Source organism: Nocardioides sp. cx-173 (assembly GCF_021117365.1).
Taxonomy (GTDB): Bacteria; Actinomycetota; Actinomycetes; order Propionibacteriales; family Nocardioidaceae; genus Nocardioides.
Genome location: NZ_CP088262.1, coordinates 4072968 through 4095857 on the forward strand (window position 1 = coordinate 4072968; position 22890 = coordinate 4095857).

Here is a 22890-nt window from a genome sequence, read left to right on the forward strand (position 1 = left end):
GCCGCCGGCAGCCGCTCCGCTCAGGCTCGCGCCGCGGGGAGGCCGGCGTAGGCGACGAGGTCCGTCTCGCCCACCTCGGCACCGGTCTCGTCGACGAGCCTGATGGCGCGCTCGGGACACGCCAGCGCACCCCGACTCGCCTCGGCGACCCGGTCGGGCCCGATCTCGGTGGCGTCGGACTCGTTGTAGCCCTCGTCATTGAGCCGGTACAGCTCGGGCGCGGCGTCCCAGCAGCGCGCGTGACCACTGCAGGCCTGGATGTCGACGTGAACCTTCATGCACACCTCCGTGTCTGACGTGGTCGTCCCCACGGACGCTAGCGGCGCGCTCCTTCCCGATGCCGTGGACATCCCGTTCGGTGGGACGGGGAAGCACCGTCCCGCCGGGCGGCACATCCCTCCGTCGTCAGCGGTCCTGGGGCATAGGTTGCTCGTACCGTTTAATGAGTCAGTTCATTCCAGAGAGGTGCTGCGCGTGGCAGTCAAGCCGGTCATGAAGAACAAGAGCTCGTTGGGCTTCGCCCGCAGCGATGCCGAGACGCCCTTCGACACGGAGCCGATCTCGCTGTGGGGCTCGACCCGTTTCGCACTTCCCGAGGACACCCAGCAGACCCCGGTCCGCCTGCAGGCGGAGGACTACGGACACTCCCAGGGCATCCTGTACACGCGTGGCGGCGAGAAGACCGCCGTGGTCTTCAACCACCCGCGCGCGGGCTTCCCCTCGCCGTACCTCGCGCCGTTCCTGCTCGACGCCGGGTTCGCCGTCTTCGGCGCGATGGGCCGGACCTACAACAACGACTCCTACTGCGTCCACGAGTACCTGCTGGCCGACATCGCGGCCCAGGTGGCGTACCTGCGCAAGATGGGCTTCGAGAAGGTCGTCCTGCTGGGCAACAGCGGCGGCGGGAGCCTGTCGACGTTCTACCAGGCCCAGGCCAACACCCAGCCCCCGAACCGGCTGACCGACACCCCGGCCGGCGACCCGTACGACCTGAACGCCCTGGATCTGCCTCCCGCCGACGGCCTGATCCTCTTCGCAGCCCACGTGGGCGAAGGCGTCTTCGGGCTCGAGAACCTCGACCCCTCGGTCACCGACGAGAGCGACCCGCTGTCCTGCGACCCCTCGCTGGACATGTACAACCCCGAGAACGGCTACCGCGAGCCTCCGCAGTCGAGCAGCTACACCCCGGAGTTCCTCGAGCGCTACCGCGCGGCTCAGGTGGCCAGGTGCGAGCGCCTCGACGCGATGGCGCGGGAGATCATCGACCGCAAGCGCAAGCACCGCCAGCAGATGGCCGACCCGGCGTTCGCCGAGCTTCCGTTCGAGGAGCGCCTCCAGATCACCCGGTTGGCGACGTCGTCGCAGTACCTCACGGTCGCGCGAGTGGGAGCGAACCCCGCCTACGCCGACCTCTCGATCGACCCGTCCACCCGCGTGGTCGGGTCGCTGCTGCACCCCGACCCGCACATCGGCAACTGGTTCCTCGGCGGGTTCTCCTCGGTCGTCACCCCCGAGGCGTGGCTCTCGACGTGGTCCGGCCTGTCCTCGCGCGCGTCGGCGCTGGAGAACATCAAGAAGGTCGACCAGCCGGTGCTCGTCGTCAGCTACACCGCGGACGAGGGGATCCTCCCGCACGAGGCGAAGGGCATGCACGACAACGCCGCCGCAGCGGACAAGACGCTGGTCTTCGTCGACGGCGACCACTACGCCCACGCGCGGACCGAGCCGAGAGACGAGCCGATCATCGAGGGTGCCGAGCGGGTCGTGTCGTGGCTCACGGAGCGCTACCCGGTCTGACCGAGCCCGTCACCACAAGCAGGCCGCGCCACCCGACTGGGTGGCGCGGCCTGCTTGTGTGGCTGTTCTCGTGCGGCCTACAGATCGAACGGCGTGCCGATGGTCTTCGACTGCACGTACTCCTCGAAGCCCTCGGGGCCGCCCTGGACCCCGGACCCGGACGCCTTCCACCCGGCGAACGGGACATCCGCTCCGGTGAAGCCCGCACCGTTGACCCCGATGGTGCCGGAGCGGACCCGTCTCGCGATCGCGTGCGCGCGCTCGGCGTTCGCCGACATCACGTACCCCGAGAGCCCGTAGCGTGAGTTGTTGGCGATGCGGATGGCCTCGTCGTCGGTGTCGAAGGGGATCACCGCCAGCACGGGTCCGAAGAACTCGGTCTGCGCCACCGTCCCGTCCGGGTCGACGTCGACGAAGAGCGTCGGCTGCACCCAGTTGCCGGGCTGGTCGACCGCCTCGCCGCCCGCGGCGAGGCGGTCGCCCTCGGCGACGCCCTGCTGGATGAGCCCGAGGATCCGCTCCTTCTGCTTCGCGTTCACGATGGGCCCCGTGAGCGTGCTCGGCTCGTGCGGATCGCCGGGGCTGACCGCGGCGAAGGCCTGGGTGAGGCCGGCCACCACCGCGTCGTACAGCGGGCGCTGGACCAGCAAGCGGGTGCCGAGCACGCAGGCCTGCCCGGCGTGGATGATCGACCCGCTCATCGCCGTGCCCACGACTGCGGCCACGTCGGCGTCCTCGAGGGCGATGACCGCCGACTTGCCACCGAGCTCGAGCACCACCTTCTTGAAGGTGGGCGCGGCGGCCTTGAGGATGTGCTCGCCGACCGCACCGGAGCCGGTGAACGTGACCATGTCGACGTCCGCACTGGTGTTCAGCAGGTCCGCGACGGCGTTGTCCGAGGTCGTCACCACCTGCAGGATCCCGGCCGGGATGTCGGTCTTCTCCACCACCAGGCGCGCGATCCGCAGCGCCGTCAGAGGCGTGTCGATGGCGGGCTTGATGATCACGGCGTTCCCGGCCGCGAGCGCGGCACCGATCTTCGTCAGCACGATCTGCACCGGGAAGTTCCACGCGGTGATGGCAGCCACCACTCCCCGCGGAGCCTTGACGACGTACCGGTGCGTCGATGCGCCCGTGAACGGGTGGGTCGCGTCCGCCTCCTGACGCTCCCACTGGTAGCGGTCGATGTACTCCGCGGGCCACCCGAGCTCGTCGGCGACGGGCTCGTCGAACTGGCTGCCCAGGAGCAGCCGCGGCGAGCCGGCCTCGAGGATGAGCTCCTCATGGAAGAGCTCCCGCTCGGCCTCCATGGCGTCCTTGAGCTGCAGGATCGCCCGCTTGCGAAGGGCACGGTCGGTGGCCCAGTCGCTGGTGTCGAAGGCCTCACGCGCCGCCGTGATCGCGGCCTGCACGTCGGCGGCCGAGGCGTCGGCGACCTGCGCGATCACCTCGCCCGTGGCGGGGTTCTCCACCGCGTAGGTGGCCCCGCCCTCTGCCTGGACGAGCTCGCCGCCCACCAGCATCCGGGTTGCGTGCTCCACGGTGTGCACTGTCATCATCATGGAATCTCCTGGAATCAGTGCTGGGTGATGCCGGCGTCGACGGTCATCGTGGTGGCCGTGACGTACCGGGCCTCGTCGCTGGCGAGGTACACCACCGCGTGGGCGAGATCGATGGGCTCGATGATCTGGACGTCGAGCATGTTCATGGCCGACGCCGCCAGCCGCGGGTTCTTGGCGAGGAAGCCCGGGAAGGCCTCGGCCAGCCCGTTGACCATCTCGGTCATGACACCGGTCGGGTGGATCGTGTTGACCCGGACGTTGTGCTGCGAGAGCTCGAGTGCGAACGCCCGCATGATGCCCACGACGCCATGCTTGGCAGCGACATAGGGGTTCAGGAAGCCCTGCGCCCGCAGCCCGGCGGAGGAGCTGGTGAGGATCATCGAGCCGCCGCCGGCGTCGATGAGGTGCTGTGCCGTCGCCATGACGGTGTTCCAGACACCGGTGAGGTTCGTGTCGATGGTGGTCTGCCACAGCTCCGGAGTGCCCTCGTCCCACGTGTGCAGGAGCATGATCCCGGCATTGGCGCAGACGACGTCGAGCTTGCCGAACTCCGCCACGCCCTCGTCGACGACCGCCTTCACGCTCTCCAGGCTGCGGACATCGCCCTGGCGGGCGATGATGCGCTGGCCCGTCTTCTCGACCAGGCGGACCGTCTCGTCCAGGTCCTCCTGGGTGGCCCCGCGGTACCGCGCGAACTCGATGGGCCCGAGGAGGTCGAGCGCGATGATGTCCGCCCCCTCCTCCGCCAGGCGCACGGCATGCTCACGACCCTGCCCCCGCGCTGCTCCGGTGATGAAGGCGACCTTGCCTGCAACTCGACCCGTCATGTCTGCTCCCGTCAAGAGTGGATCGTCATGGGGGTGGTGCCGCTGGCGGCAGGCGTGGTCAGCACGCGACCGGCAGCCACTGCCTCCCTGAGGATCATGTGATCCGTCGCACACTAGGTACGGGGAGCGAACCGATCAGCAGGGCCGTCCCGGCGACCGGAACACTTTCGAAGCCTGGGGCGGCTCGAAACCGGACACGATCATGACCTCGCACTCGGCAGACGCCTGACGGAACGCGCGTGCGGCCTGGTAGCCGGGCGAGTCGTACCAGGTCCTGGCGGCGTCGACCGAGTCGAACTCGATGACGACCAGCTGGGCCGACGTCCACGCATCCCCTTCGACGACACTCGCCGCGGTCTCCGCGACGATGACGCGCCCGCCGTGCTCGGCAAGCACCGGCATGGCCGCCTTCGCATACTGCTCCATGCCCTGGGGGTCGTGCACCGCCTGGTAGTGGGCGATCACGTATCCGCGTGCCATCGGCCTACCTCTCCGTGGTCCACCTCCTCTCGGTGGCGCCCAGCGGTGCCGCTGGGCTGGCGAGGGTAGGCCGGAGGGCCTCGCCGCGCGCCTCTCCGTCCCGGCCAGCGGACCGCTTGCTCGCCCACTAGCGCCCAGTTCCAGCCGCACCCACAACCTTCCCAGAATGAGGTAGATAATTATTGACATTATGGCGTTCGCAGTCGTAGCGTCCGCGTGGCACACATCACAGGCTGTACGACGCCCCCTTCCGAGGTCGCCGCTGACGCGGCCACGGACCAGCCGCCGGGCAGGCCAGACCTTCTCGGAGGAAGCGGAGCTCACATGACACTCAATGTTCTTCAGCGCGTCGGTCGGAGCCTGCTCGTCGTCGTGCTCGTCACGGTCGCCGTGGTGTGGCTGCTCAGCCTCGCGCCCGGTTCCGCCGCCGACGTCATCCTCGGCGAGAACGCGACGCCGGAGGCGGTCGCCGACCTGAACGCGGAGCTCGGGCTCGACGAGCCGCTGTGGCAGCAGTACACCACCTGGATCGGCAATGCGGTCACCGGCGACCTGGGCACCTCGCCGATCAACGACCGCCCGGTGATGACCGCGATCAGCGAGCGGCTCCCCGTGACACTGGAGCTCGCCTTCGTCGGGCTCTTCCTCGCCCTGGTGAGCGCGATCATCCTCGCGGTGCTCTCGGCCTGGAAGCCGGGAAGCGCGCTGGACCGCGCCATCGGCGCCTTCACCTCGGTGCTGCTGTCGGTCCCGGCCTTCATCGCCGGCCCGCTGCTGATCTACTTCTTCGCCCTCAAGCTCGGCTGGCTCCCGGTCGCCGGCTGGGGCTGGATCGGGGACGGCCTCGCGGACAACCTGCGCGGCATCATCCTTCCGGCGCTCGCCATCAGCCTGATCGAGACGGCCGCGTTCTACCGGGTGCTGCGATCCGACCTCCTGGCGACGTTGCGCGAGGACTACTTCGCAGCGGCCCGCGCCAAGGGCATGAGCTGGCTCTACGTACTCTTCCGGCACGCACTGCGACCATCGTCGTTCTCCCTGATCACCCTGGCCGGCATCAACCTCGGCCGGTTGATCGGCGGCACCGTCATCGTCGAGGCGCTCTTCGGCTTCCCCGGTCTCGGCCAGCTGATCGCGATGTCGATCACGACCCGAGACATCGTCACGGTCCAGGGTGCCGTGGCCTTCATCGCCGTCGCGTACGTCGTCGTCAACATGCTCGTCGACGTGAGCTACGGCTTCCTCGACCCGCGCGTCCGGAAGGCAGCACGAGCATGACCACCATCCCCGCCCAGGCCACCCTCGACATCCTCATCGCCAAGCCGACGGTGTCGCCGCCGCGCAAGCCGCACTCGATCCTCGTCTACCTCTCCTACTTCTGGCTCGGGCTGATCGTGCTGCTGGCGATCTTCGCGGACCTCCTCCCGCTGGCCGACTACTCCAGCCCGGTGGGTGCCAGCCGCCAGTCGCCGCAGTTCGGCGATCTGGACCTCGTGCTCGGCACCGACAACCAGGGCCGCTCTCTGTTCGCCCGCGCGATCTACGGGGCGCAGGTCTCGCTCGTCATCGGCGTGGTGGCGTGCCTGGTCGGCCTCGTGGTCGGTGCGACGCTGGGCATGCTCGGCGGCTACTTCGGCAAGAAGGTCGACGCCGTCATCACCCTCATCGGCGACGTGATGCTCGCCTTCCCCCCGATCATCCTGCTCCTGGCGATCTCGGCGATCCTCACCCCGAGCGCCCGCACCATCCTGATCGGTCTCTCGGTGCTGGCGATCCCGACGTTCCTGCGCCTGGCCAGGGCCAACACGCTGGCCTGGTCGCGACGCGAGTTCGTCCGGGCCGCGCAGAACATGGGCGCCGGCCACAGTCGGATCCTCCTCAAGGAGGTCCTCCCCAACGTGCTCCCGACGCTCGCCGCCTACCTGCCGGTCGTCGTCGCAGCCGCGATCGTGGCCGAGGGCTCGCTCAGCTTCCTCGGCCTCGGGATCCCACCGCCGCGGCCGAGCTGGGGCGGGATGGTCAACTCCGGCAAGGACTTCCTCGCCGACAACCCCCACCTCGTCGCCGTGCCCTCGCTGTTCATCTTCTTCACGGTGTTCGCCCTCAACCAGGCCGGCGACCACCTGCGTACCAGGTTCGACAAGACGATGCAGGACTGATCCCCAGTCACCACGATCCACCCCACCAGACGAACCCGTCGAGGCCCCCGAGTCCAGCAAGGAGAACGTCAATGCTGACGAAGCTCAACAAGCGCCTTCGGACTCTCGCTGCGGTGTCAGCTGCGACGCTGGCCCTCGCCGCCTGCAGCGGCACCGAGAGCAGCGGCGAAGGCGAGGGCGCCCAGGGCGGCCCGGTCTCCGGTGGCAGTCTCACCCTCATCTCCAACGGTGAGCCGCGGGGTCTCGACCCCGCCGTCATGCAGAGCCAATGGGCGTACAACGCCGGAGTCGGAGCAGCCCTCTACGGCGGGCTGCTGTACGCCGACTCGGCCACCGGTGAGATCACCCCGCACATGGCCGAGAGCTGGGAGACCGCGGACAACGGCAAGACCTTCACCCTGAAGCTTCGCGAGGGCCTCACGTTCTCCGACGGCACGCCGCTCGACGCCTCCGCGGTGAAGTTCAACTGGGACCGGATGAAGGACCCGGCGATCGCACCGGCTCACTCCTCGGTCGCGGCGATGGTCGAGACCAACGAGGTCGTGGACGACACCACCCTCAAGGTCACCATGGTCGAGCCGACGCCGCAGTTCGCCCAGGGCATCGTGCAGGTCACGATGAACTGGATCGCCTCGCCCAAGGCGCTCGCGGCGGGTCCCGACGCCTTCAACGCCAACCCCGTCGGCGCGGGACCGTTCACGCTCGTCAAGTGGACCCCCAACGACGTCATCGAGCTGGAGAAGAACCAGAACTACTTCGAAGGCCCGGACAAGCCGTACCTCGACAAGCTCGTCATCCGCACCCTGATCGACACCAACCAGCGCTACAACACCTTGATCAGCGACGGCGCCGACGTGATCACGGAGAACAGCCCGGTGACCCGGTCCAAGCTCGAGGCCGAGGGCTACCACGTCGTCTCGGACCTGGTGAGCGGCGGAAGCTACATGAGTCTGAACGCGCTCAAGCCCCCGTTCGACGATGTCCGCGCCCGTCAGGCGGTAGCAGCGGCGATCGACCTCGACGTCCTCAACGACGTGCTCTACCAGGGCAAGGGCACCATGTCGCACACCCTGTTCACCGAGGACTCCCCGTTCTACTCCGACAAGACGCTCGACGCCTACGACCCCGAGAAGGCCGAGGAGCTCTTCGACGAGCTCGCGGCCGAAGGCAAGCCGGTCACGTTCGAGTTCCTCAACTACGGCTCCACCGAGATCGCCCAGCTCGGCGAGAGCCTGATCACCCAGCTGTCGAAGTACGACAACGTCAAGATGACGATGCGCACCATCGAGATCTCCGCGATCGGCATGTCGCTCGCCACCGGGGACTACGACATGGCCGTCAACGGTGCCCTCTTCACCGGCGACCCGGAGCCGCGCCTGTCGATCAACTTCATCAGCACCTCCACCCTGGGCCGGGTCGTCAACGACCCCGAGATCGACAAGGTCCTTCAAGAGGGACGTCTCGGAAAGACCCTCGAGGAGCGCAAGGCGGCCTACGACAGGTTCCAGGACCTGCTGATCGAGAAGCGTCCGGCCATCTTCTACACGGTTCCCGAGCCGGCGCTGATCTTCGGAGACAAGGTCGGCGGCGTGGACCAGCAGAGCATGGGCACGCCAAAGGTCGAGGACTTCTGGATTGCCGAATGAATCCGATCGGGGCCGGCGCCCACCGCTCACAGGAGATGGGACAGAGATGACAGAGACACAACCCTTGCTGGAGGTCCGCAACCTCCATGCCTACTTCGGCAGCCAGCGCGGCCCGGTGCACGCCGTGGACGGGGTCTCCTTCGATGTGCACCAGGCACAGGCGCTCGGGATCGTCGGCGAGTCCGGATCCGGCAAGTCCGTCATGTCGCGGGCGGTCATGGGTCTGCTGCCCTCGTACGCCTCGCTGACCGGTGAGGTGCTCTTCCGCGGCACCAACCTGCTCGGGCTCTCCCGCAAGGGCAAGGAGGCGCTGTGGGGCAACTCGATCGCGATGGTGTTCCAGGACCCGAGCCGGTCGCTCAACCCCGTGGTGAAGGTGAGCCGACAGCTCACCGAGGGGATGCGCAAGCATCTCGGCGTGTCGCGTAGCGAGGCCAGCTCGCGCGCGCTCGACCTCCTGAAGGAGGTCGGCGTCCCCGATCCGGAACGCCGGATCCACAACTATCCGCACGAGCTCTCGGGCGGTATGCGGCAGCGGGTGATGATCGCGATCGCGCTCGCGTGCGAGCCGGAGCTGCTCATCGCCGACGAGCCCACGACGGCGCTCGACGTCACCATCCAGCGCCAGATCCTCGACCTGCTCCGCCGGATCCAGCGGGAGCGCCACATGGCGCTCATGCTCGTCAGCCATGACCTCGCCGTCGTCGCCGGCCGCACCGACCGGGTCGCGGTCATGTACTCCGGCAAGATCGCCGAGGTGGGTTCGACCCGCGCGATCTTCGACAGCCCCCAGCACCGCTACACCCGTGCCCTGCTCGGCGCGACGCCGACCGTGGACCACGAGCGGCACACGCCGCTCCGGCTGATCCAGGGCAGCCTGCCGAACCCGGTCGCGCCACCCCCCGGCTGCCGGTTCGCGGCCCGCTGCGACCACGCGCTGCCGGAGTGCCCGAGCGACCCCATGCCCGCACTGCTCAGCGTGGGCACCGACCACTGGGTCGCCTGTCACAACCCCGCCGTCGTCCAGACGGCCCCTGATGGAGGTGTTCTCCTTGGCCGGTAGCGGAAGCGCTCACCTGCGCGGCGACGACGCGCTGCTCACCGTCGAGGACCTCGAGGTCGAGTACCGCACGAAGGCCGGCAAGCTCCGGGCGGTCGCGAAGATCAGCTTCGACGTGATGCCCGGAGAGACGCTGGGCATCGTGGGCGAGTCCGGATGTGGCAAGTCCACCACCGGACGCGCGGTGCTGCGTCTCGACCCGATCGCCGGCGGCCGGATCCGCTACAACGGCCAGGCCATCGAGGAAGCGAAGCCGAAGGAGCTGCGCCGGCTGCGCCGGGAGATGCAGATGATCTTCCAGGAGCCGGTCGGATCGCTGAACCCGAGACGAAAGGTGCGGGAGGTCGTCGTCGAGGGTCTCGACATCGCCGGCGCCTCGAAGAAGGTCCAGGAGGAGACGGCCGAGCGGGTGCTGAACCAGGTCGGGCTCGATCCCGCGCGCTTCGCCGACATGCTGCCGCGCCAGCTCTCCGGAGGCCAGGCCCAGCGCGTCGCCATCGGCCGGGCATTGGCTGTCGAGCCGAAGCTGCTCATCTGCGACGAGCCGGTCTCGGCGCTCGACGTCTCGGTGCAGGCACAGGTGATCAACCTGCTCGAGGAGATGAAGGCGGCCTACGACCTGACCATCGTCTTCATCGCCCACGACCTCGGCGTGGTCCGGGCCGTCAGCGACAACGCGATGGTGATGTACCTCGGCAAGGTCTGCGAGTTCGGCGACGCCGTTCAGGTGTACGACAACCCCGCCCACCCCTATACGCGTGGACTGCTCGACTCGGTGCCCCTCCTCGAGACCGAGGAGGGCTTCGCCGGCCCCGCGCTCGAGGGTGACATCCCGTCCCCGATCAGCCCGCCGGACGGCTGCCGCTTCCGCTCGCGCTGCCCGTCTGCGCAGGACCGCTGCGCGGTCGAGGAGCCCGAGGTGCGCGAGGTGCGCCCGGGCCAGTTCGCCGCGTGCCACTTCCCGCTCGGCGTCCCCAGCGCGGACCTGCCGGAGGAAGCGGTCACCGTCCCCGTCTGAGCACCGTCTCAACACCAAGGAGTCCCTCCATGTCCCCGCACCCCAGCAGGTTGCGCCTGCTCGCCACCGCCGCCACCGTGTCGCTCCTGCTGGCGGCGTGCGGTGGCGGCGGCTCAGACGGCGATGGCCGCGGCGGCGCAGAGGGCGAGCCGGTCGCCGGCGGGTCCCTCGCGATGATCGCCCCCGGCGAGCCGCGCGGGCTCGACCCGGCCGTGATGCAGAACGCCTGGTCGGCCAACGCCGCGGTGGGCGCGGCCCTCTACGGCGCTCTGCTCGAGACCGACATCACCACCGGTGAGGTCACTCCGAGCCTGGCGGAGAGCTGGGAGACGACCGACCACGGGAAGACGTTCACCCTGACGCTGCGCGAGGGCACGACGTTCTCCGACGGGACTCCCTTCGACGCGGCTGCCGTCAAGTTCAACTGGGACCGGCTCAAGGACCCTGCGGTCGCACCACTGCACGCCACCGTCGCGAACATGATCGCCACCAACGAGGTCATCGACGCCACCACCCTCGAGGTGACGATGGTCTCGCCCATCCCCCAGTTCGCGCAGGGCATCGCGACCTCGGGTCTGACCTGGATCGCCTCCCCGAAGGCGCTCGAGGCGGGCACCGACGCGTTCAACACCGACCCCGTGGGCGCAGGGCCGTTCACGCTGGTCGACTGGACCCCGAACGACGTCATGGAGCTGGAAAAGAACGACAAGTACTTCGAGGGCCCCGACAAGCCGTACCTCGACGAGCTCACGATCCGCACCATCACCGACACCAACCAGCGCTACAACACCCTGGCGAGCGGTGGGGCGGACGTGATCGTGGAGAGCAACCGGGTCACCCAGGCCAAGCTCGAGGACGAGGGCAAGGTGGTCGAGCGCGGGGAGTTCAGCGGTGGGAACTACCTCCGGTTCAACACCCTCAAGCCCCCCTTCGACGACGTGCGGGCCCGCCAGGCGGTGGCCGCCGCCTTCGACTACGACCAGGCCAACCAGGCGATGTCCCAGGGCAAGGCCCAGCAGCTGCACACGCTGTTCTCCGAGAAGTCGCCGTTCTACTCCGCCAAGGAGCTCGACGGCTACGACCCCGAGCGGGCGCAGGAGCTCTTCGACGAGCTCGCCGCCGAGGGGAAGCCGGTGGAGTTCACCTTCACCGGCTGGGGCTCCTTCGAGACCACGACGCTCGGCGAGAACCTGATCACCCAGCTGTCGCAGTACGACAACGTCAGCGTCGAGATGCAGGACGCCCAAATGGCCGACATCGGCCGGGTGCTGGCCACCGGTGACTTCCAGGTCGTCGTGCACGGAGTGCCCTTCTCCGGCGACCCCGACCCTCTGCTCTGGGTGGCGTGGCACAGCGACTCGGTCTCGAACGCCGCGCTCTCCGATCCGATCATCGACAAGGCGCTCGACGAGGGCCGGCTCGCGACGACCGTCGAGGATCGCAAGGCGGCCTACGACCGGCTCCAGGACCAGCTCATCGCCTCCCGCCCGATGGTCTTCACCGAGGTGCCGGTCCCGTCGCTGATCAGCAACACCAACGTCGGCGGCCTGAGCCTGTGCTGCTGGGGCGCCCCCCGGGTGGCCGACCTCTGGATCACCGACTGACCCTGCGGGCACTTGTACGACGAGAGGCTCGGCCGGGGACCCGGCCGAGCCTCTTCTCTTCGCGTGCCTCAGGCGCTCGGGTGGTTCCCGTAGATCCACTTCATGTACGTGTTGTTCGGGCTGCGGTCACCCGCGACCCAGCGGGCCATGGTGGCGTGCGCGTTCGCGAGCTGGTCGGCGTTGATCTCCGCCGCGTTCTCGGGCTCGGCCACGAACTCCACCGTGGTCCCGTCGGGGTCCTTCGCGTACAGCGAGACGCAGTAGTAGTGGTCGATGACGAACGGGTTCAGCCCCGCCTCCTCGAGCCGGTCGCGGAGCGCGATCTGGTCCTCGGGCGTCACGAACCAGGAGATGTGCGCCAGGTTGTTGCGCTGCCGTCCCCACTCGTAGACGTCCTCGTCGGCGTAGCCGAAGAACGCGATCGTCGAGCCGTCGGCGGCCGCGTAGAAGGCGTGCATGTACTCGAGCTGGCGGCCGGGGAAGTTGGGATACTCGTTGACCTCCGCCCAGGCGGCGATGAGCGGCATCCCGAGAATGTCCTCGTAGAAGTGCCGGGTGGCCTCGTGGTCCTTGCACACGTACGCCACATGGTGTCCGCGCTGGGGAAGGATCCGGGCCTTCGTCGCCGTCGGCACGGCGCCTGCCGCGGGCTCGGCCGCGACCAGATTGTCGACCATGGCTTTCTCTCCACTCTGGGGGTTGGGACTTCTCCCGACCTGAGGCCGGGCGTGACTCATTGAACATCCGGATCAGCGGGTCGGAGCGTGCTCCGTCCCGGCCACCAGAACGAGTCCACGGCGAGCAGAGCCCTCGTCGCTACTGTCCCCGACAGTCGGCCCGGCCCTCATCGCCGGAGCGCCGTCCCCAGCCACCGAGGAGATCCGCCATGCTGCTGCTGTCCGTTTCGATGACCTTCGCTCCTGAGGACTTCGACGATGTGAAGGCCTACGTCACCAAGCTCCAGGGCCTGAGCCGGACCGAGCCCGGCTGCGTCGAGTACTGGTGGGCGATGCCGGTCGACGAGGAGCACACGCTTCGGCTCTTCGAGTGCTGGGAGTCCAAGGAGGCCCTCGTCGAGCACCTCAAGCTGCCGCACGAGCAGGAGTGGTTCGCCACCTACCAGCCGAAGGTGGTCAGCAGCTCGGTGGTCGCCTACGACCCGACCACGAGCGGGCCCTTCGGCGGTCTGTGACGCCGGCCCTGCACCCAGAAGTGCCGCTGCCCCGTCCGGTATCACCGGACGGGGCAGCGGGCGCTAGGGGACAACTCAGATGTCGCGCGGAGCCTTCGCGGCCAGGTGGCGCCCGGCCAGGTAGCCGGTGACCATGCTGGGCCCGACACAGCTGCCCCCGCCCGGGTAGGTTCCACCGAGGACCGAGGCGGAGGTGTTGCCCGAGGCGTACAGACCGTCCACGATCGGCTGGTCGTTGCCGAGCACCCGGGCGTCCGGGTCGATGCGCAGGCCGCCGTTCGTGCCGATGGTGCCGGGCCACTGCTGGATGGCTCCGTAGGGGCCCTCGCCGATCGGATGGATGTCCACGGTCTCCGGACCGGTGAGCTTGCGCACCTGGGCGGGGTCGCCCCACTCGGGGTCCTCGCCCTTCTCGGCATGCTTGTCATAGGTGGAGACGGTCTCCTCCAGCACTGCCGGATCGACACCGATCTTCTCGGCGAGCTCCCCGATCGTGTTGGCGACCACCAGCCACTCGGGGGCCGGCGCACCGCCGGGGCCCTCGACCCGGACCTGGTCACCGGGGACGACCCGGGCGTCCTTGAGCACGCCCTTGCCCCAGTGCTCGACGCCGAAGACGCACCACCCGGGAGCCTTGTTCGTGAAGCCCGGGTTGCGCTGGTCGAAGTGGCTGAACGGGTGCGAGAAGTCGTTGTAGGTGTAACCGCCGTGCATGAACCGCCGGCCGTGCTGGTTGACGATGATCGAGCCCGAGCCCAGGCTCATCTCCATCTGCGGCATCGGCCCGCCGTCCGGACGCTTCTCCCACGGGTCGTGCATCACGCCGTAGCTGAAGAAGCCGGTCATGCCGCCGAGCTTCGCCCCGACCTTCATCGCCATCTGGTGGCCGTCACCGGTGTTCGCCCAGGGGGTGACCGGCTGCACGTCGTACCCGAGGAAGGTCTTGACCATCTCCGGGTTCCACTCGAAGCCGCCACAGGCCAGCACGACGCCACGGCGAGCGCCGACGCGCCTCTCCTTGCCGTCCTCGCCGACGACGACGCCGATGACCGCGCCGCTGTCGTCGGTGACCAGCTGGCGCGCCGGGGTCGACGGCCTGACGTCCACCTCTCGGTCGAGGAGCGCCTTGAGCAGCGGCGCGATGAGCGCGCCGCCCTTCCCGCGCCAGCCATCACGCTTGCGACGGGCGAGCTCCTCGTCGGTGATCGAGCCCTCGCCGTACGACACTTCCTGCGGCTCGATCCAGGGAGAGGGGTGTACCAGCGAGGCCCACTTCTCGCCGAGGCGCTCGCGTGCGGGATACGGCTGCGCCGAGCAGGTGCGCGGGAAGGCCTTGGTCCCCGGGATCCGGCCCGGGACGACCGAGTAGTAGTCGTCCAGCCCGGTGTGCGGCTTGGAGACGTACTCGGTGTGGGCCTCGAGGTACTGCAGCGCCTCGGGGGCGGAGTCGATGTAGACCTCGATCATGTGGGGGTCGGCCGCGCGGCCGTCCGAGAGACGAGTGACGTAGGCGAGCGCCTCGTCACGGGAGTCCTGGTCGGCGACATGGTGGTTGTTGGGGATCCACATGTCACCGCCCGACACCGCGGTGGTGCCGCCGATGTACTCCGCCTTCTCGACGACCAGCACCGTGGCGCCACCCTCGCGAGCGACGAGCGCGGAGGTGAGCGCACCGGCACCGCTGCCCACCACGACGACGTCGACGACCTCGTCCCACCGGTTGTCCGAACTCGAACTCATTGCGTCTCCTCACGTGTGCCGATCGTGCGCCGGCTGGCGGTCACCTGGATCGTGCTCGCCACCCGCAGGTCGTGTCTCGACAGTGTTTTGCTCAGTGGGACCTGGCTGCCCGCCCGGGCGCGGCGGATTCACTGGTCATCGTCGAAGCCGATCGTCATCTCGCCGCCGGTGTCCTCACGGACGAACCGGAAGGCACGTTCCGCGATCGCATCGGGATCACAGTCGCCGTTGCCCGCCATCACCGACCGACCGATCGCTACGCGGCCGACGACGATCCCCTCGGACGCGAGGACCGCGTGCAGGCTGGCGATCCAGTTCCTCAGGCCGGCGGTGGAGATGCCGGCACTGGCCATCTCCGGGTGCAGTGCGTTCGCCGTACGACCGGCGGTGAAGAGCAGCACGCCCTCCCCCGCCTCGCGCATGCCCGGCAGCACCGCTCGGGTCGCCGTCAGCGCTCCCCCGATCGTCGTCTCGAACTGGGCCCGGGCCGCCTTCGCCGTCGTCTGCGCGGCTCCGGTCAAGCCCAGTGCGGAGAAGTCCAGCGGGTTGCCCGAGGCGCGCAGCGCGGGCCAGTCCGGCGCCGGGCAGTAGCAGAGAGCCCCGATCGGGCCGAGCTCGGCGGCCGCGGTCAGCAGGGCCGTGGTCAGGCCCGCCTCATCGGTGACATCGGCACGGTAGGTGCCGACCGTGAGGCCCTCGGCCCGCAGGTCCTCGGCCACCGCGGCGAGCTTCTCCTCGTTGCGCGCCACCAGGGCGACGGGGCGGCCCTCGCGACCGAACCGGCGAGCGAGCGAACGGCCAAGCCCGGGACCGGCACCGACGACGGCGACTGGGGAAAGCATGGGGACTCCTCTCGGCGCCAGGGGCGCGTCTTCTCCCGAGGCACGCTGGATTAGGTTGTCAATATAACTGTTTCCCCGCTGCGGCGCGCGCGCGACGGCAGGACGGGGCTACTTGCGCTTGATTAGTTACCTAATTGCACTAAAGTGCTCCCCGGTGGCCCCACCCACCTATCGGAGCCAGTGACGCATGGCGGCGCGGGAAGCTGCCCGGGAGAGTGAATGAACGTCCGAACCGCCAGAAGCGCACAGGCGCAGCGCGCCTCGAGCCTGCTGCAAGCCCGACTCGAGCAGGTGCTGGGCCTGGACCCCCAGGCCATCGCGATGACCTACAAGCAGACGACGTTCCAGTGGTCGTTCTACGCCGATGCCATCGCCGACCTGAACGCCCTGGTCGCCGAGCACCCCGAGGTGCTCCGGATCGGCATCGTCCTGCGCAACCGCCCCGGTCCGGTGGCGGCGCTGATCGCCACCGTCGGCACCGGGCGCGAGGTGGTCACGCTCAGTCCGCACCTGGGCGACGTCGGCCTGGCGCAGGACATCCTCGACCTGGCCCCCGACGTGGTCATCGCCGAGGACGAGGACTGGGCCAGGGAGCCGATGCGGGACGCGGCACGCTCGGTGCTGGCCATCGCGCTGCGTAGCGGCGTGGACCGGGCCCTGTCGCCCCACCCGGCCGACTGGGTGGCCGCCCCCAGTCCGCTGCCTCCGTCGGACACCGCCGTGCTGATGATGACGAGCGGGACGACGGGGCGTCCGAAGCGGGTCGACCTGACCTACGACCGGGTCGTGGCCGCCTTCCAGGCCGGCGGCCTGAAGCTCGACGCGGACCACAGCCCCCGCCAGCTCCGCGAGGGCCACGCCATCCTCTGGGCCTCTCTGGTCCACATCAGCGGTCTCTACTTCGCACTCTCCAACGCGCTGGAGGCCCGGCCGATCGCCGTCCTCGAGAAGTTCGACGTGGGCGCGTGGGTGGCGCTGGTCAACGAGCACCAGCCGCGCTTCGTGCGGCTGGCGCCGACTGCCATCCGCATGGTCCTGGAGGCGAACGTCCCGACCGAGGTCTTCAGCGGAATGCGGGCGATCGGTTCGGGCTCGGCGCCGCTCCCTGTCGAGCTCGTGGACGAGTTCGAGCAGCGCTACGGGGTGCCGGTGCTCGGCACCTACGGCGCGACCGAGTTCGCCGGCGCCATCGCCGGCTGGACCTTGAAGGACAAGAAGGCCTGGGGCGAGCACAAACGCGGGAGCGTCGGGCGCGCCTACCACGACATCGAGCTGCGCGTCGTCGACCGCGACACCGGTGAGGTGCTGCCGGCGGGAGAGGCCGGCATCCTGGAGGCCCGAGGCGGCCAGCTCCCGACCGTGAACGGCAACTGGTTGCGGACCACGGATCTCGCCGTCCTCGACGATGACGGCTTCCTGTTCATCCGGGGCCGGGCAGACGACGCGATCAACCGCGGCGGCTTCAAGGTCCCGCCGAGCGTGATCGAGGACGCGCTGCGTGAGCACCCCGCCGTCGCCGAGGCCGCGGCCCTCGGCCTGCCCCACCTGCGACTGGGACAGGTGCCGGTGGTCGCGGTCACCCTGGTCGCCCCTGCAACGGAGGACGAGCTCATGGAGTACCTCGCCGAACGGCTCACCAGCTACCAGCGGCCGGTCTCGCTCCGGGTGGTCGACGAGCTGCCCCTCACCCCCTCGCTCAAGGTGAGCCGCCCCTTGGTGCGCGAGCTCTACTTCAGCGACGCCCACGACGACGTCGACGTCGTCCCGACGGGGGCGCGCTCGTGAGCGGCGAGCGCGCCGACTTCGGCGTCCTCACCGACGACGCGTTCACCCGGTCCCGGGCGCGGATCGGCATCCCGCTGAGGACCGACCCGCCGCACATCACCGAGGTGCACGCGGATGCCACCCGGCACTTCGCCTACGGCTACGGCGACGACAACCCGCTGTACTGCGACCCGGAGTACGCGAAGAACACTCGGTGGGGTGCGCTGCTCGCACCGCCCACGTTCCTCTACTGCATGGGCGAGAACGCTGCCGGGCCCCTCACGCCCGAGCAGAAGCAGCTGCTCAAGGGCGACCCGTTCGCGGGCCTGGGGTCCTACCAGGCCGTCATGGAGTTCGAGTTCTACCGACCGCTCATGGCCGGCGACCGGTGTCGGGCACTGCGGACGCAGGTCGGGGCGCAGGAGAAGGCGAGCCGGTTCGGAGGGCGCACGGCCCACGTGACGCACGACTTCCTCTACACGAACGGTCACGGCGAGGTGGTCGGCCTGCGGCGCGGCACCTGGATCAACGCCGAGCGACACACGAGCAAGGACCGATCGAAGAAGAGCGACGACCGCTCCGGACCCAGCTTCGAGCCCTACACCGAGGAGCAGCTGGCCGAGATCGACGCGGCGTACGACGCCGAGGTCCGCCGCGGCGCAGAGACCCGCTACTTCGAGGACGTCGAGGTAGGCGACGAGATCCAGCCTCGGGTGAAGGGGCCGCTGACGACCACCGACCTGATCGTCTGGCACATCGGCTGGGGCATGCAGCTGACCCCGCCGGGCACCTTCGCGATCGCCCGGCGCATCCGCCGCAAGGTCCCGGGGCTCTATCCGCCCAATGCGCGCAACATCCCCGACACGGTGCAGCGGCTGCACTGGGACCGCGAGCGCGCGGAGGAGCTCGGGATCCCGATGAACTACGACTACGGCGGCATGCGCGAGACCTGGCTGGCGCACGCCCTCACCGACTGGATGGGCGACGACGGCTGGCTGTTCAAGCTGCGCTGCGAGCACCGCAGGTTCAACTACATCGGGGACACCACCTGGGTGCGCGGCACGGTCGTGGACAAGGTCCAGGTCGACGGCCGCCACGAGGTGCACCTGGAGATCAGCTGCGCGAACCAGCGGGGCGAGGTGACCACCCCGGGAACCGCCGTCGTGCTGCTACCGACGCGTGCGGACGCGGTGGTCCTGCCCAAGCCCGAGGTGGACGACCTGGAGGGGCTTCTCGCCGCGGAGATCGCCCGCTTCGCCTGACCGCAGCAGGGTCAGCGCAGGGTCCACTTCGGCTTGACGAACCCGTCGCGGGAGACCTCGGCCTTGCCGATCGGATTGCCGATGCTGGTGTAGTTGAGCCCCACGGCCTGCGCGGTCGCCCGGTCCATGTCGAGGGTCTCCCAGATCGCCTTGACGGTCCCCTGCACCGCGGCCGCGGGCTTGGCCGCGATGATCCGCGCGATCTCGTCCGCCCGGCTGTGCAGCTCGGCGAACGGGACCAGCTCCGACACCAGGCCGATCTCTCGGGCCCGCTCCGCCGACATCCGCTCGTCCAGGCCCAGCAGTGCCCAGCGCAGGACCTCGCCCAGCGGGATCTTGCGGGCGAGCCCGATGGGCTCGAGCGCCGACGTGAGCCCGTAGGAGACGTGCGGGTCGAAGAAGGTGGCGTCGTCGGCACTGATGACGATGTCGCAGTCGTTGACCCAGTAGAAGGCGCCGCCCGCCACCATGCCCTGCAGGGCGGCGACGACCGGCTTCCAGACCTTGTTGTGCTTCGGGCTGAGGCTGAGCCCCGGGTCATCGAGGCTCCAGACGTTCTCCGCCATGTCGAAGCCCTCGGTCACGTCGAGCCCGGTGGAGAAGGCACGATCGCCGGCCGCCCGCAGGACCACGACGTGGATCGCGTCGTCGGAGCGGACCCGGTGCCAGATCTCGCGGAACTCGTCCAGCATTCGCTGATTGAACGAGTTCAGCTTCTCGGGGCGGTTGAGCGTGATCGTCGCGACGGCGTCCGAGACCTCGAAGTTCACCGTCTGAAAGCTGTCGCCCACCACTGCTCCTCGCCGTCGCTGCAAATAGTTAGATGATTAGATACTATCGCCCTTCCGGCGCCCGACAAGTACCCGACCACTGCGAGGTAGCTCCGTCACCATGGACTTCGAACTGACCGACGAGCAGCAGAGTCTCCGCGAGGTCTCTCGCAGCATGCTCGAGGCGAATTGCCCGCCGCAACTGGTACGCGACCTCGCCGAGTCGGGCAAGGACGTCGACGACAAGGTGTGGCAGCGAGGCGCCGAGCTCGGCTGGCTGGGCCTGTCCGTCCCCGAGGCGCAGGGCGGCTCCGGCCAGGGACTCGTCGAGCTCTGCCTGGTCGCCGAGGAGCTCGGTCGGGCCGGAGCCACCGGCGCCTTCGTCGACACCGCCCTCACCGCGGCCACGCTGGCGCAGTACGGCGCCTTCCGCGAAGTCGTGACCGGCCTCTCGGAGGGCCACCTGCACGCAAGCACGGTCAGCCGGGGGGTCACCGCGACCCCCGGCCCCGACGGGGGCCTCGTCCTGGATGGCCACTGCGCGGCCGTGCACGCCGCGGCCTCAGCAGACCTGCTGCTCGTGGCGGCAGCCGCCGAGGGCGGCGCCGGCGGTGGCTGGCTGGTGCTCGTCGACGCGAGCGTCGCCACCGTGACGCCACGCCGGACGCTGGACGAGACCCGACGCTGGTACGGCGTCGGCTTCGACCGGACGCCGGTGCCGGCGACCAGGATCCTCACCGACGACCCTGCTCGTGTACAGGGGCTGCAGGACGCCCTGGCCGTGCTGACGGCCGCCGACGCGCTGGGCGTCGGTGAGTGGCTGCTGGACACCACGGTCGATTACGTGAAGGTGCGCGAGCAGTTCGGCCGCCCGTTGGGCAGCTTCCAGGCGGTCAAGCACAAGGCGGCGGACATGCTGATCACCATGCGTGCGGCCACCGCGGCGACCTACTACGCCGCGATGGCGCTCGACGCCGGCACGCCGGAGGCGTCCCGGTCGGCGAGCGTGGCCAAGGCGTTCGTCACCGAGGGCGCCAGTGCCGTGGCGGGCGAGGCCCTGCAGACGCTCGGGGGGATCGGCTTCACCTGGGAGCACGACCTGCATCTCTACCTGCGCCGGGCGAAGGTGGACGAGCTGCTGCACGGCACCATCGCCGAGCACCACGAGCGGGTCACCGCGCTGAGCGAGCGCGCGTAGGGTCCCCCCGCGCGCCCGATGGCAGGGCTCAGCTGCCGGACAGGGTGCTCTCGGCGAGGAGCTCGGGGACCCGGCGGCGCAGCAGCTTGCCGGTCTCGGTGCGCGGGAGCTCGTCGACGAGCCAGATCCGGTCCGGCGTCTTGCTCGAGCGCAGCGACTCTCGCGCGAACTCGCGCAGGACGTCGAGGTCGACGGTGTGGCCGGTGCGGATCACGACCGCCGCCTGGATCCGCTGTCCCCACTCCTCGTCGGGCGTCCCGAACACCACCGCGTCGCCGACGGCGGGGTGCCGCAGCAGCACGTCCTCGATCTCGGCCGGGGCGATGTTCTCCGCCCCGCGGATGATCGTGTCATCGCTGCGGCCGCCGATGAACAGGTAGCCGTCGGGGTCGAGGTAGCCCTCGTCGCGGGTGTCGAAGAACCCGCGCTCGTCGACCATCCGGCCGACGCCGGCGTACTCGGCCGACACCTGCTCGCCCCGCACGCAGATCCGACCCGCCTCGCCGGCAGGGAGCACCTCGCCGTCGACACCGCGGATCTCCAGCTCGACGCCGGGCAACGGCTTCCCGGCCGAGGAGAGCCGGGAGCGCACAGCCGGGTCCGGCGAGGCGAGCGCCTCGCGGTGCTCCTCCGGGCCGAAGAGGGTGATGGTGGAGCTGGTCTCGGTCAGGCCGTAGGCATTGACGAAGCCGACGTCGGGCCACGCACTCAACGCGCGCTCGATGAGCGCGGAGGGCATCGGCGCGCCTCCGTACGAGAGGGAGCGCAGCGAGGGCACCGGCGCGTCGCCCGCGGAGTCGATGATCCGCGCGAGCATCGTCGGCACGACCATCGCACTGGTCACCGCCTGCTCTTGCACGGTCTGCAGCCACTCCTGGGCCGTGAACGACTCCAGCACCAGGGTCCGGCGGCCCGCGTAGAGGTTGGTGATCACGTTGGCGACCGCGGCGATGTGGTACGGCGGCACGCTCACGAGCGCTGCATCCGTCTCGTCGGCCGAGGCGAAGTCCACCGTGCCGAGCACGTACGACGTCAGGTTGGCGTGCCGCAGCAGCACGCCCTTGGGCTCCGAGGTGGTGCCGCTGGTGTAGATGACGACGGCGACGTCCGCCTCGTCCAGGTCCTCGATGCCGTCGACGGGCTCGTCGACGGGTTGCGGATCGGTCGCCGTCAATGCGAGCCAGTCCGCGATGGTGATGGCCTCGATGCCATTGCGCGCGAGGTGAGTCAGGGCCTCCGGGTCGGCGATGCCCAGAGCTCCGCGGTGCTTCACCAGCAGGGCATCGAGCTGCGCCTCACCCAGTCGGTAGTTGAGCGGGACGAGCGGGACACCCGCGCGCGCCGCGGCGAAGAGGGCGACCGGGAAGGCGGGGCCGTTCACGCCGAGGTAGACGACGCCGGAGGCGCCCCGCCTGCGCAGGGCGGCCGCGCCGGCATCGGCACGCCGGGACAGCTCCTCGGCGGTGATCCCGTCGGCCCGGGAGCCGATCAGCACCCGGTCGCCGAAGCCGTCGGCAGCCATGTCCAGCAGGAGGGTGAGCCGCATCGTGCGCGCCGATCAGTCGGAGGCCGGCAGCGGCCGCGCGGTGCGGACGTCGAGGACCTGCCCGTTCAGCGCGAGGGCGTACTGACCGGGCTTCGTGCAGAGCACCTCGATCGTGTCCGCCTCGTCGACGTACCGCTTTCCCAGCTTCGTCTCCCCGGCGAGAGCGGGGTCGGGCGTGGCGCCGGACGCGCCCTCGCCGGGCTTGGCCATGGCCACGCCGCCGCAGGTCAGGTCGACCTCTCCCGTGGGTGCGCGGGTGACGATCACCGCGGTTGAATCGACTGCACTGGTCAGGGCCTGCCCGACCTGAAGCTGCTCGGCCACCGTCTGTACTCCCTCATTGCTGCAACGTCGTCGGGCATCCCGGTCTATCGAGAACCCGATCAGGTCAAATCTACTATATGAGATTACTGATTCTACGTC

General features: G+C 69.5%; 21 protein-coding genes. 11 read left to right on the plus strand and 10 right to left on the minus strand.

The genetic code is table 11. From position 1 onward, the window contains the following. Positions 1-20 precede the first annotated feature (20 nt). Complete coding sequence (locus LQ940_RS19940) at positions 21-278, minus strand: ferredoxin (protein ID WP_231241734.1); 258 nt, start codon at positions 276-278, stop codon at positions 21-23. Between the two features lie 196 nt (positions 279-474). On the opposite strand from LQ940_RS19940, the gene LQ940_RS19945 reads away from it, so the two are divergent. Beyond that, positions 475-1797, plus strand: a complete 1323-nt coding sequence (locus tag LQ940_RS19945; protein ID WP_231241735.1) for a hypothetical protein — start codon at positions 475-477, stop codon at positions 1795-1797. A 77-nt stretch (positions 1798-1874) separates the two neighbouring features. Here the strand turns inward: LQ940_RS19945 and LQ940_RS19950 are convergent, their stop codons facing one another. The 3 genes from LQ940_RS19950 to LQ940_RS19960 all read right to left on the minus strand — a co-directional run bounded on the left by LQ940_RS19950 (position 1875) and on the right by LQ940_RS19960 (position 4651). Continuing rightward, on the minus strand, positions 1875-3338 hold the full coding sequence (locus tag LQ940_RS19950; RefSeq protein WP_231241736.1) for an aldehyde dehydrogenase family protein: 1464 nt from the start codon (positions 3336-3338) through the stop codon (positions 1875-1877). A gap of 35 nt (positions 3339-3373) precedes the next feature. Continuing rightward, positions 3374-4186: a mycofactocin-coupled SDR family oxidoreductase gene (locus LQ940_RS19955; RefSeq protein WP_231241737.1), complete on the minus strand. Its 813-nt coding sequence runs from the start codon at positions 4184-4186 to the stop codon at positions 3374-3376. 135 nt (positions 4187-4321) lie between these two features. Then, a complete protein-coding gene (locus tag LQ940_RS19960; RefSeq protein ID WP_231365051.1) occupies positions 4322-4651 on the minus strand; it encodes a DUF1330 domain-containing protein in 330 nt (109 codons plus the stop codon). 339 nt (positions 4652-4990) lie between these two features. Between LQ940_RS19960 and LQ940_RS19965 the strand changes: the two genes are divergently transcribed. The 6 genes from LQ940_RS19965 (at position 4991) to LQ940_RS19990 (ending at position 12153) form a co-directional block, all read left to right on the plus strand. Then, complete coding sequence (locus tag LQ940_RS19965) at positions 4991-5944, plus strand: ABC transporter permease (protein WP_231241739.1); 954 nt, start codon at positions 4991-4993, stop codon at positions 5942-5944. Beyond that, on the plus strand, positions 5941-6825 hold the full coding sequence (locus tag LQ940_RS19970; protein WP_231241740.1) for an ABC transporter permease: 885 nt from the start codon (positions 5941-5943) through the stop codon (positions 6823-6825). The genes LQ940_RS19965 and LQ940_RS19970 overlap by 4 nt, the downstream gene beginning before the upstream one ends. A gap of 113 nt (positions 6826-6938) precedes the next feature. Next, on the plus strand, positions 6939-8471 hold the full coding sequence (locus LQ940_RS19975) for an ABC transporter substrate-binding protein (RefSeq protein WP_231241741.1): 1533 nt from the start codon (positions 6939-6941) through the stop codon (positions 8469-8471). Between the two features lie 46 nt (positions 8472-8517). Next, on the plus strand, positions 8518-9534 hold the full coding sequence (locus tag LQ940_RS19980) for an ABC transporter ATP-binding protein (protein WP_231241742.1): 1017 nt from the start codon (positions 8518-8520) through the stop codon (positions 9532-9534). Beyond that, positions 9524-10549 carry an ABC transporter ATP-binding protein gene (locus tag LQ940_RS19985; RefSeq protein ID WP_231241743.1) on the plus strand — a complete coding sequence of 342 codons (1026 nt, stop codon included), beginning with the start codon at positions 9524-9526 and terminating at the stop codon, positions 10547-10549. The genes LQ940_RS19980 and LQ940_RS19985 overlap by 11 nt, the downstream gene beginning before the upstream one ends. Before the next feature lie 29 nt (positions 10550-10578). Further along, on the plus strand, positions 10579-12153 hold the full coding sequence (locus LQ940_RS19990) for an ABC transporter substrate-binding protein (protein ID WP_231241744.1): 1575 nt from the start codon (positions 10579-10581) through the stop codon (positions 12151-12153). 68 nt (positions 12154-12221) lie between these two features. On the opposite strand, the gene LQ940_RS19995 is transcribed toward LQ940_RS19990, so the two are convergent. Then, positions 12222-12830, minus strand: coding sequence for a VOC family protein (locus tag LQ940_RS19995; RefSeq protein WP_231241745.1), 609 nt, complete (start codon positions 12828-12830; stop codon positions 12222-12224). Positions 12831-13039: 209 nt separating this feature from the next. Here LQ940_RS19995 and LQ940_RS20000 point away from each other — a divergent pair, with 209 nt between their 5' ends. Further along, positions 13040-13345, plus strand: coding sequence for a putative quinol monooxygenase (locus tag LQ940_RS20000; RefSeq protein ID WP_231241746.1), 306 nt, complete (start codon positions 13040-13042; stop codon positions 13343-13345). 75 nt (positions 13346-13420) lie between these two features. On the opposite strand, the gene LQ940_RS20005 is transcribed toward LQ940_RS20000, so the two are convergent. Together LQ940_RS20005 and LQ940_RS20010 are read right to left on the minus strand one after the other, a co-directional pair. Beyond that, the gene (locus LQ940_RS20005; RefSeq protein ID WP_231241747.1) at positions 13421-15085 is read right to left on the minus strand and encodes an FAD-dependent oxidoreductase; all 1665 of its coding nucleotides are present in this window, start codon (positions 15083-15085) and stop codon (positions 13421-13423) included. 128 nt (positions 15086-15213) lie between these two features. Continuing rightward, positions 15214-15927, minus strand: coding sequence for an SDR family NAD(P)-dependent oxidoreductase (locus LQ940_RS20010; protein WP_231241748.1), 714 nt, complete (start codon positions 15925-15927; stop codon positions 15214-15216). Between the two features lie 219 nt (positions 15928-16146). Here LQ940_RS20010 and LQ940_RS20015 point away from each other — a divergent pair, with 219 nt between their 5' ends. Continuing rightward, complete coding sequence (locus LQ940_RS20015) at positions 16147-17712, plus strand: class I adenylate-forming enzyme family protein (protein ID WP_231241749.1); 1566 nt, start codon at positions 16147-16149, stop codon at positions 17710-17712. Continuing rightward, a complete protein-coding gene (locus LQ940_RS20020; protein ID WP_231241750.1) occupies positions 17709-18953 on the plus strand; it encodes an FAS1-like dehydratase domain-containing protein in 1245 nt (414 codons plus the stop codon). The genes LQ940_RS20015 and LQ940_RS20020 overlap by 4 nt, the downstream gene beginning before the upstream one ends. Positions 18954-18964: 11 nt before the next feature. On the opposite strand, the gene LQ940_RS20025 is transcribed toward LQ940_RS20020, so the two are convergent. Then, complete coding sequence (locus LQ940_RS20025) at positions 18965-19744, minus strand: enoyl-CoA hydratase/isomerase family protein (protein WP_231365052.1); 780 nt, start codon at positions 19742-19744, stop codon at positions 18965-18967. 100 nt (positions 19745-19844) lie between these two features. On the opposite strand from LQ940_RS20025, the gene LQ940_RS20030 reads away from it, so the two are divergent. Next, positions 19845-20921, plus strand: a complete 1077-nt coding sequence (locus tag LQ940_RS20030) for an acyl-CoA dehydrogenase family protein (protein WP_231241752.1) — start codon at positions 19845-19847, stop codon at positions 20919-20921. 28 nt (positions 20922-20949) lie between these two features. Here LQ940_RS20030 and LQ940_RS20035 read toward each other — a convergent pair whose 3' ends face one another. Beyond that, on the minus strand, positions 20950-22467 hold the full coding sequence (locus tag LQ940_RS20035; protein ID WP_231241753.1) for a class I adenylate-forming enzyme family protein: 1518 nt from the start codon (positions 22465-22467) through the stop codon (positions 20950-20952). 12 nt (positions 22468-22479) lie between these two features. Next, the gene (locus LQ940_RS20040) at positions 22480-22791 is read right to left on the minus strand and encodes a hypothetical protein (RefSeq protein WP_231241754.1); all 312 of its coding nucleotides are present in this window, start codon (positions 22789-22791) and stop codon (positions 22480-22482) included. Positions 22792-22890: the final 99 nt, after the last annotated feature.

Excerpts from the sequence above, each read along its gene's own strand:
- LQ940_RS19990 (WP_231241744.1), top strand. The coding sequence starts at position 10,579 with ATGTCCCCGCACCCCAGCAGGTTGCGCCTGCTCGCCACCGCCGCCACC.
- LQ940_RS20015 (WP_231241749.1), top strand. The coding sequence starts at position 16,147 with ATGAACGTCCGAACCGCCAGAAGCGCACAGGCGCAGCGCGCCTCGAGC.
- LQ940_RS20010 (WP_231241748.1), bottom strand. The coding sequence starts at position 15,927 with ATGCTTTCCCCAGTCGCCGTCGTCGGTGCCGGTCCCGGGCTTGGCCGT.
- LQ940_RS20030 (WP_231241752.1), top strand. The coding sequence starts at position 19,845 with ATGGACTTCGAACTGACCGACGAGCAGCAGAGTCTCCGCGAGGTCTCT.
- LQ940_RS19980 (WP_231241742.1), top strand. The coding sequence starts at position 8,518 with ATGACAGAGACACAACCCTTGCTGGAGGTCCGCAACCTCCATGCCTAC.
- LQ940_RS20000 (WP_231241746.1), top strand. The coding sequence starts at position 13,040 with ATGCTGCTGCTGTCCGTTTCGATGACCTTCGCTCCTGAGGACTTCGAC.
- LQ940_RS19970 (WP_231241740.1), top strand. The coding sequence starts at position 5,941 with ATGACCACCATCCCCGCCCAGGCCACCCTCGACATCCTCATCGCCAAG.
- LQ940_RS19965 (WP_231241739.1), top strand. The coding sequence starts at position 4,991 with ATGACACTCAATGTTCTTCAGCGCGTCGGTCGGAGCCTGCTCGTCGTC.
- LQ940_RS19955 (WP_231241737.1), bottom strand. The coding sequence starts at position 4,186 with ATGACGGGTCGAGTTGCAGGCAAGGTCGCCTTCATCACCGGAGCAGCG.
- LQ940_RS19995 (WP_231241745.1), bottom strand. The coding sequence starts at position 12,830 with ATGGTCGACAATCTGGTCGCGGCCGAGCCCGCGGCAGGCGCCGTGCCG.
- LQ940_RS20005 (WP_231241747.1), bottom strand. The coding sequence starts at position 15,085 with ATGAGTTCGAGTTCGGACAACCGGTGGGACGAGGTCGTCGACGTCGTC.
- LQ940_RS20035 (WP_231241753.1), bottom strand. The coding sequence starts at position 22,467 with ATGCGGCTCACCCTCCTGCTGGACATGGCTGCCGACGGCTTCGGCGAC.
- LQ940_RS19940 (WP_231241734.1), bottom strand. The coding sequence starts at position 278 with ATGAAGGTTCACGTCGACATCCAGGCCTGCAGTGGTCACGCGCGCTGC.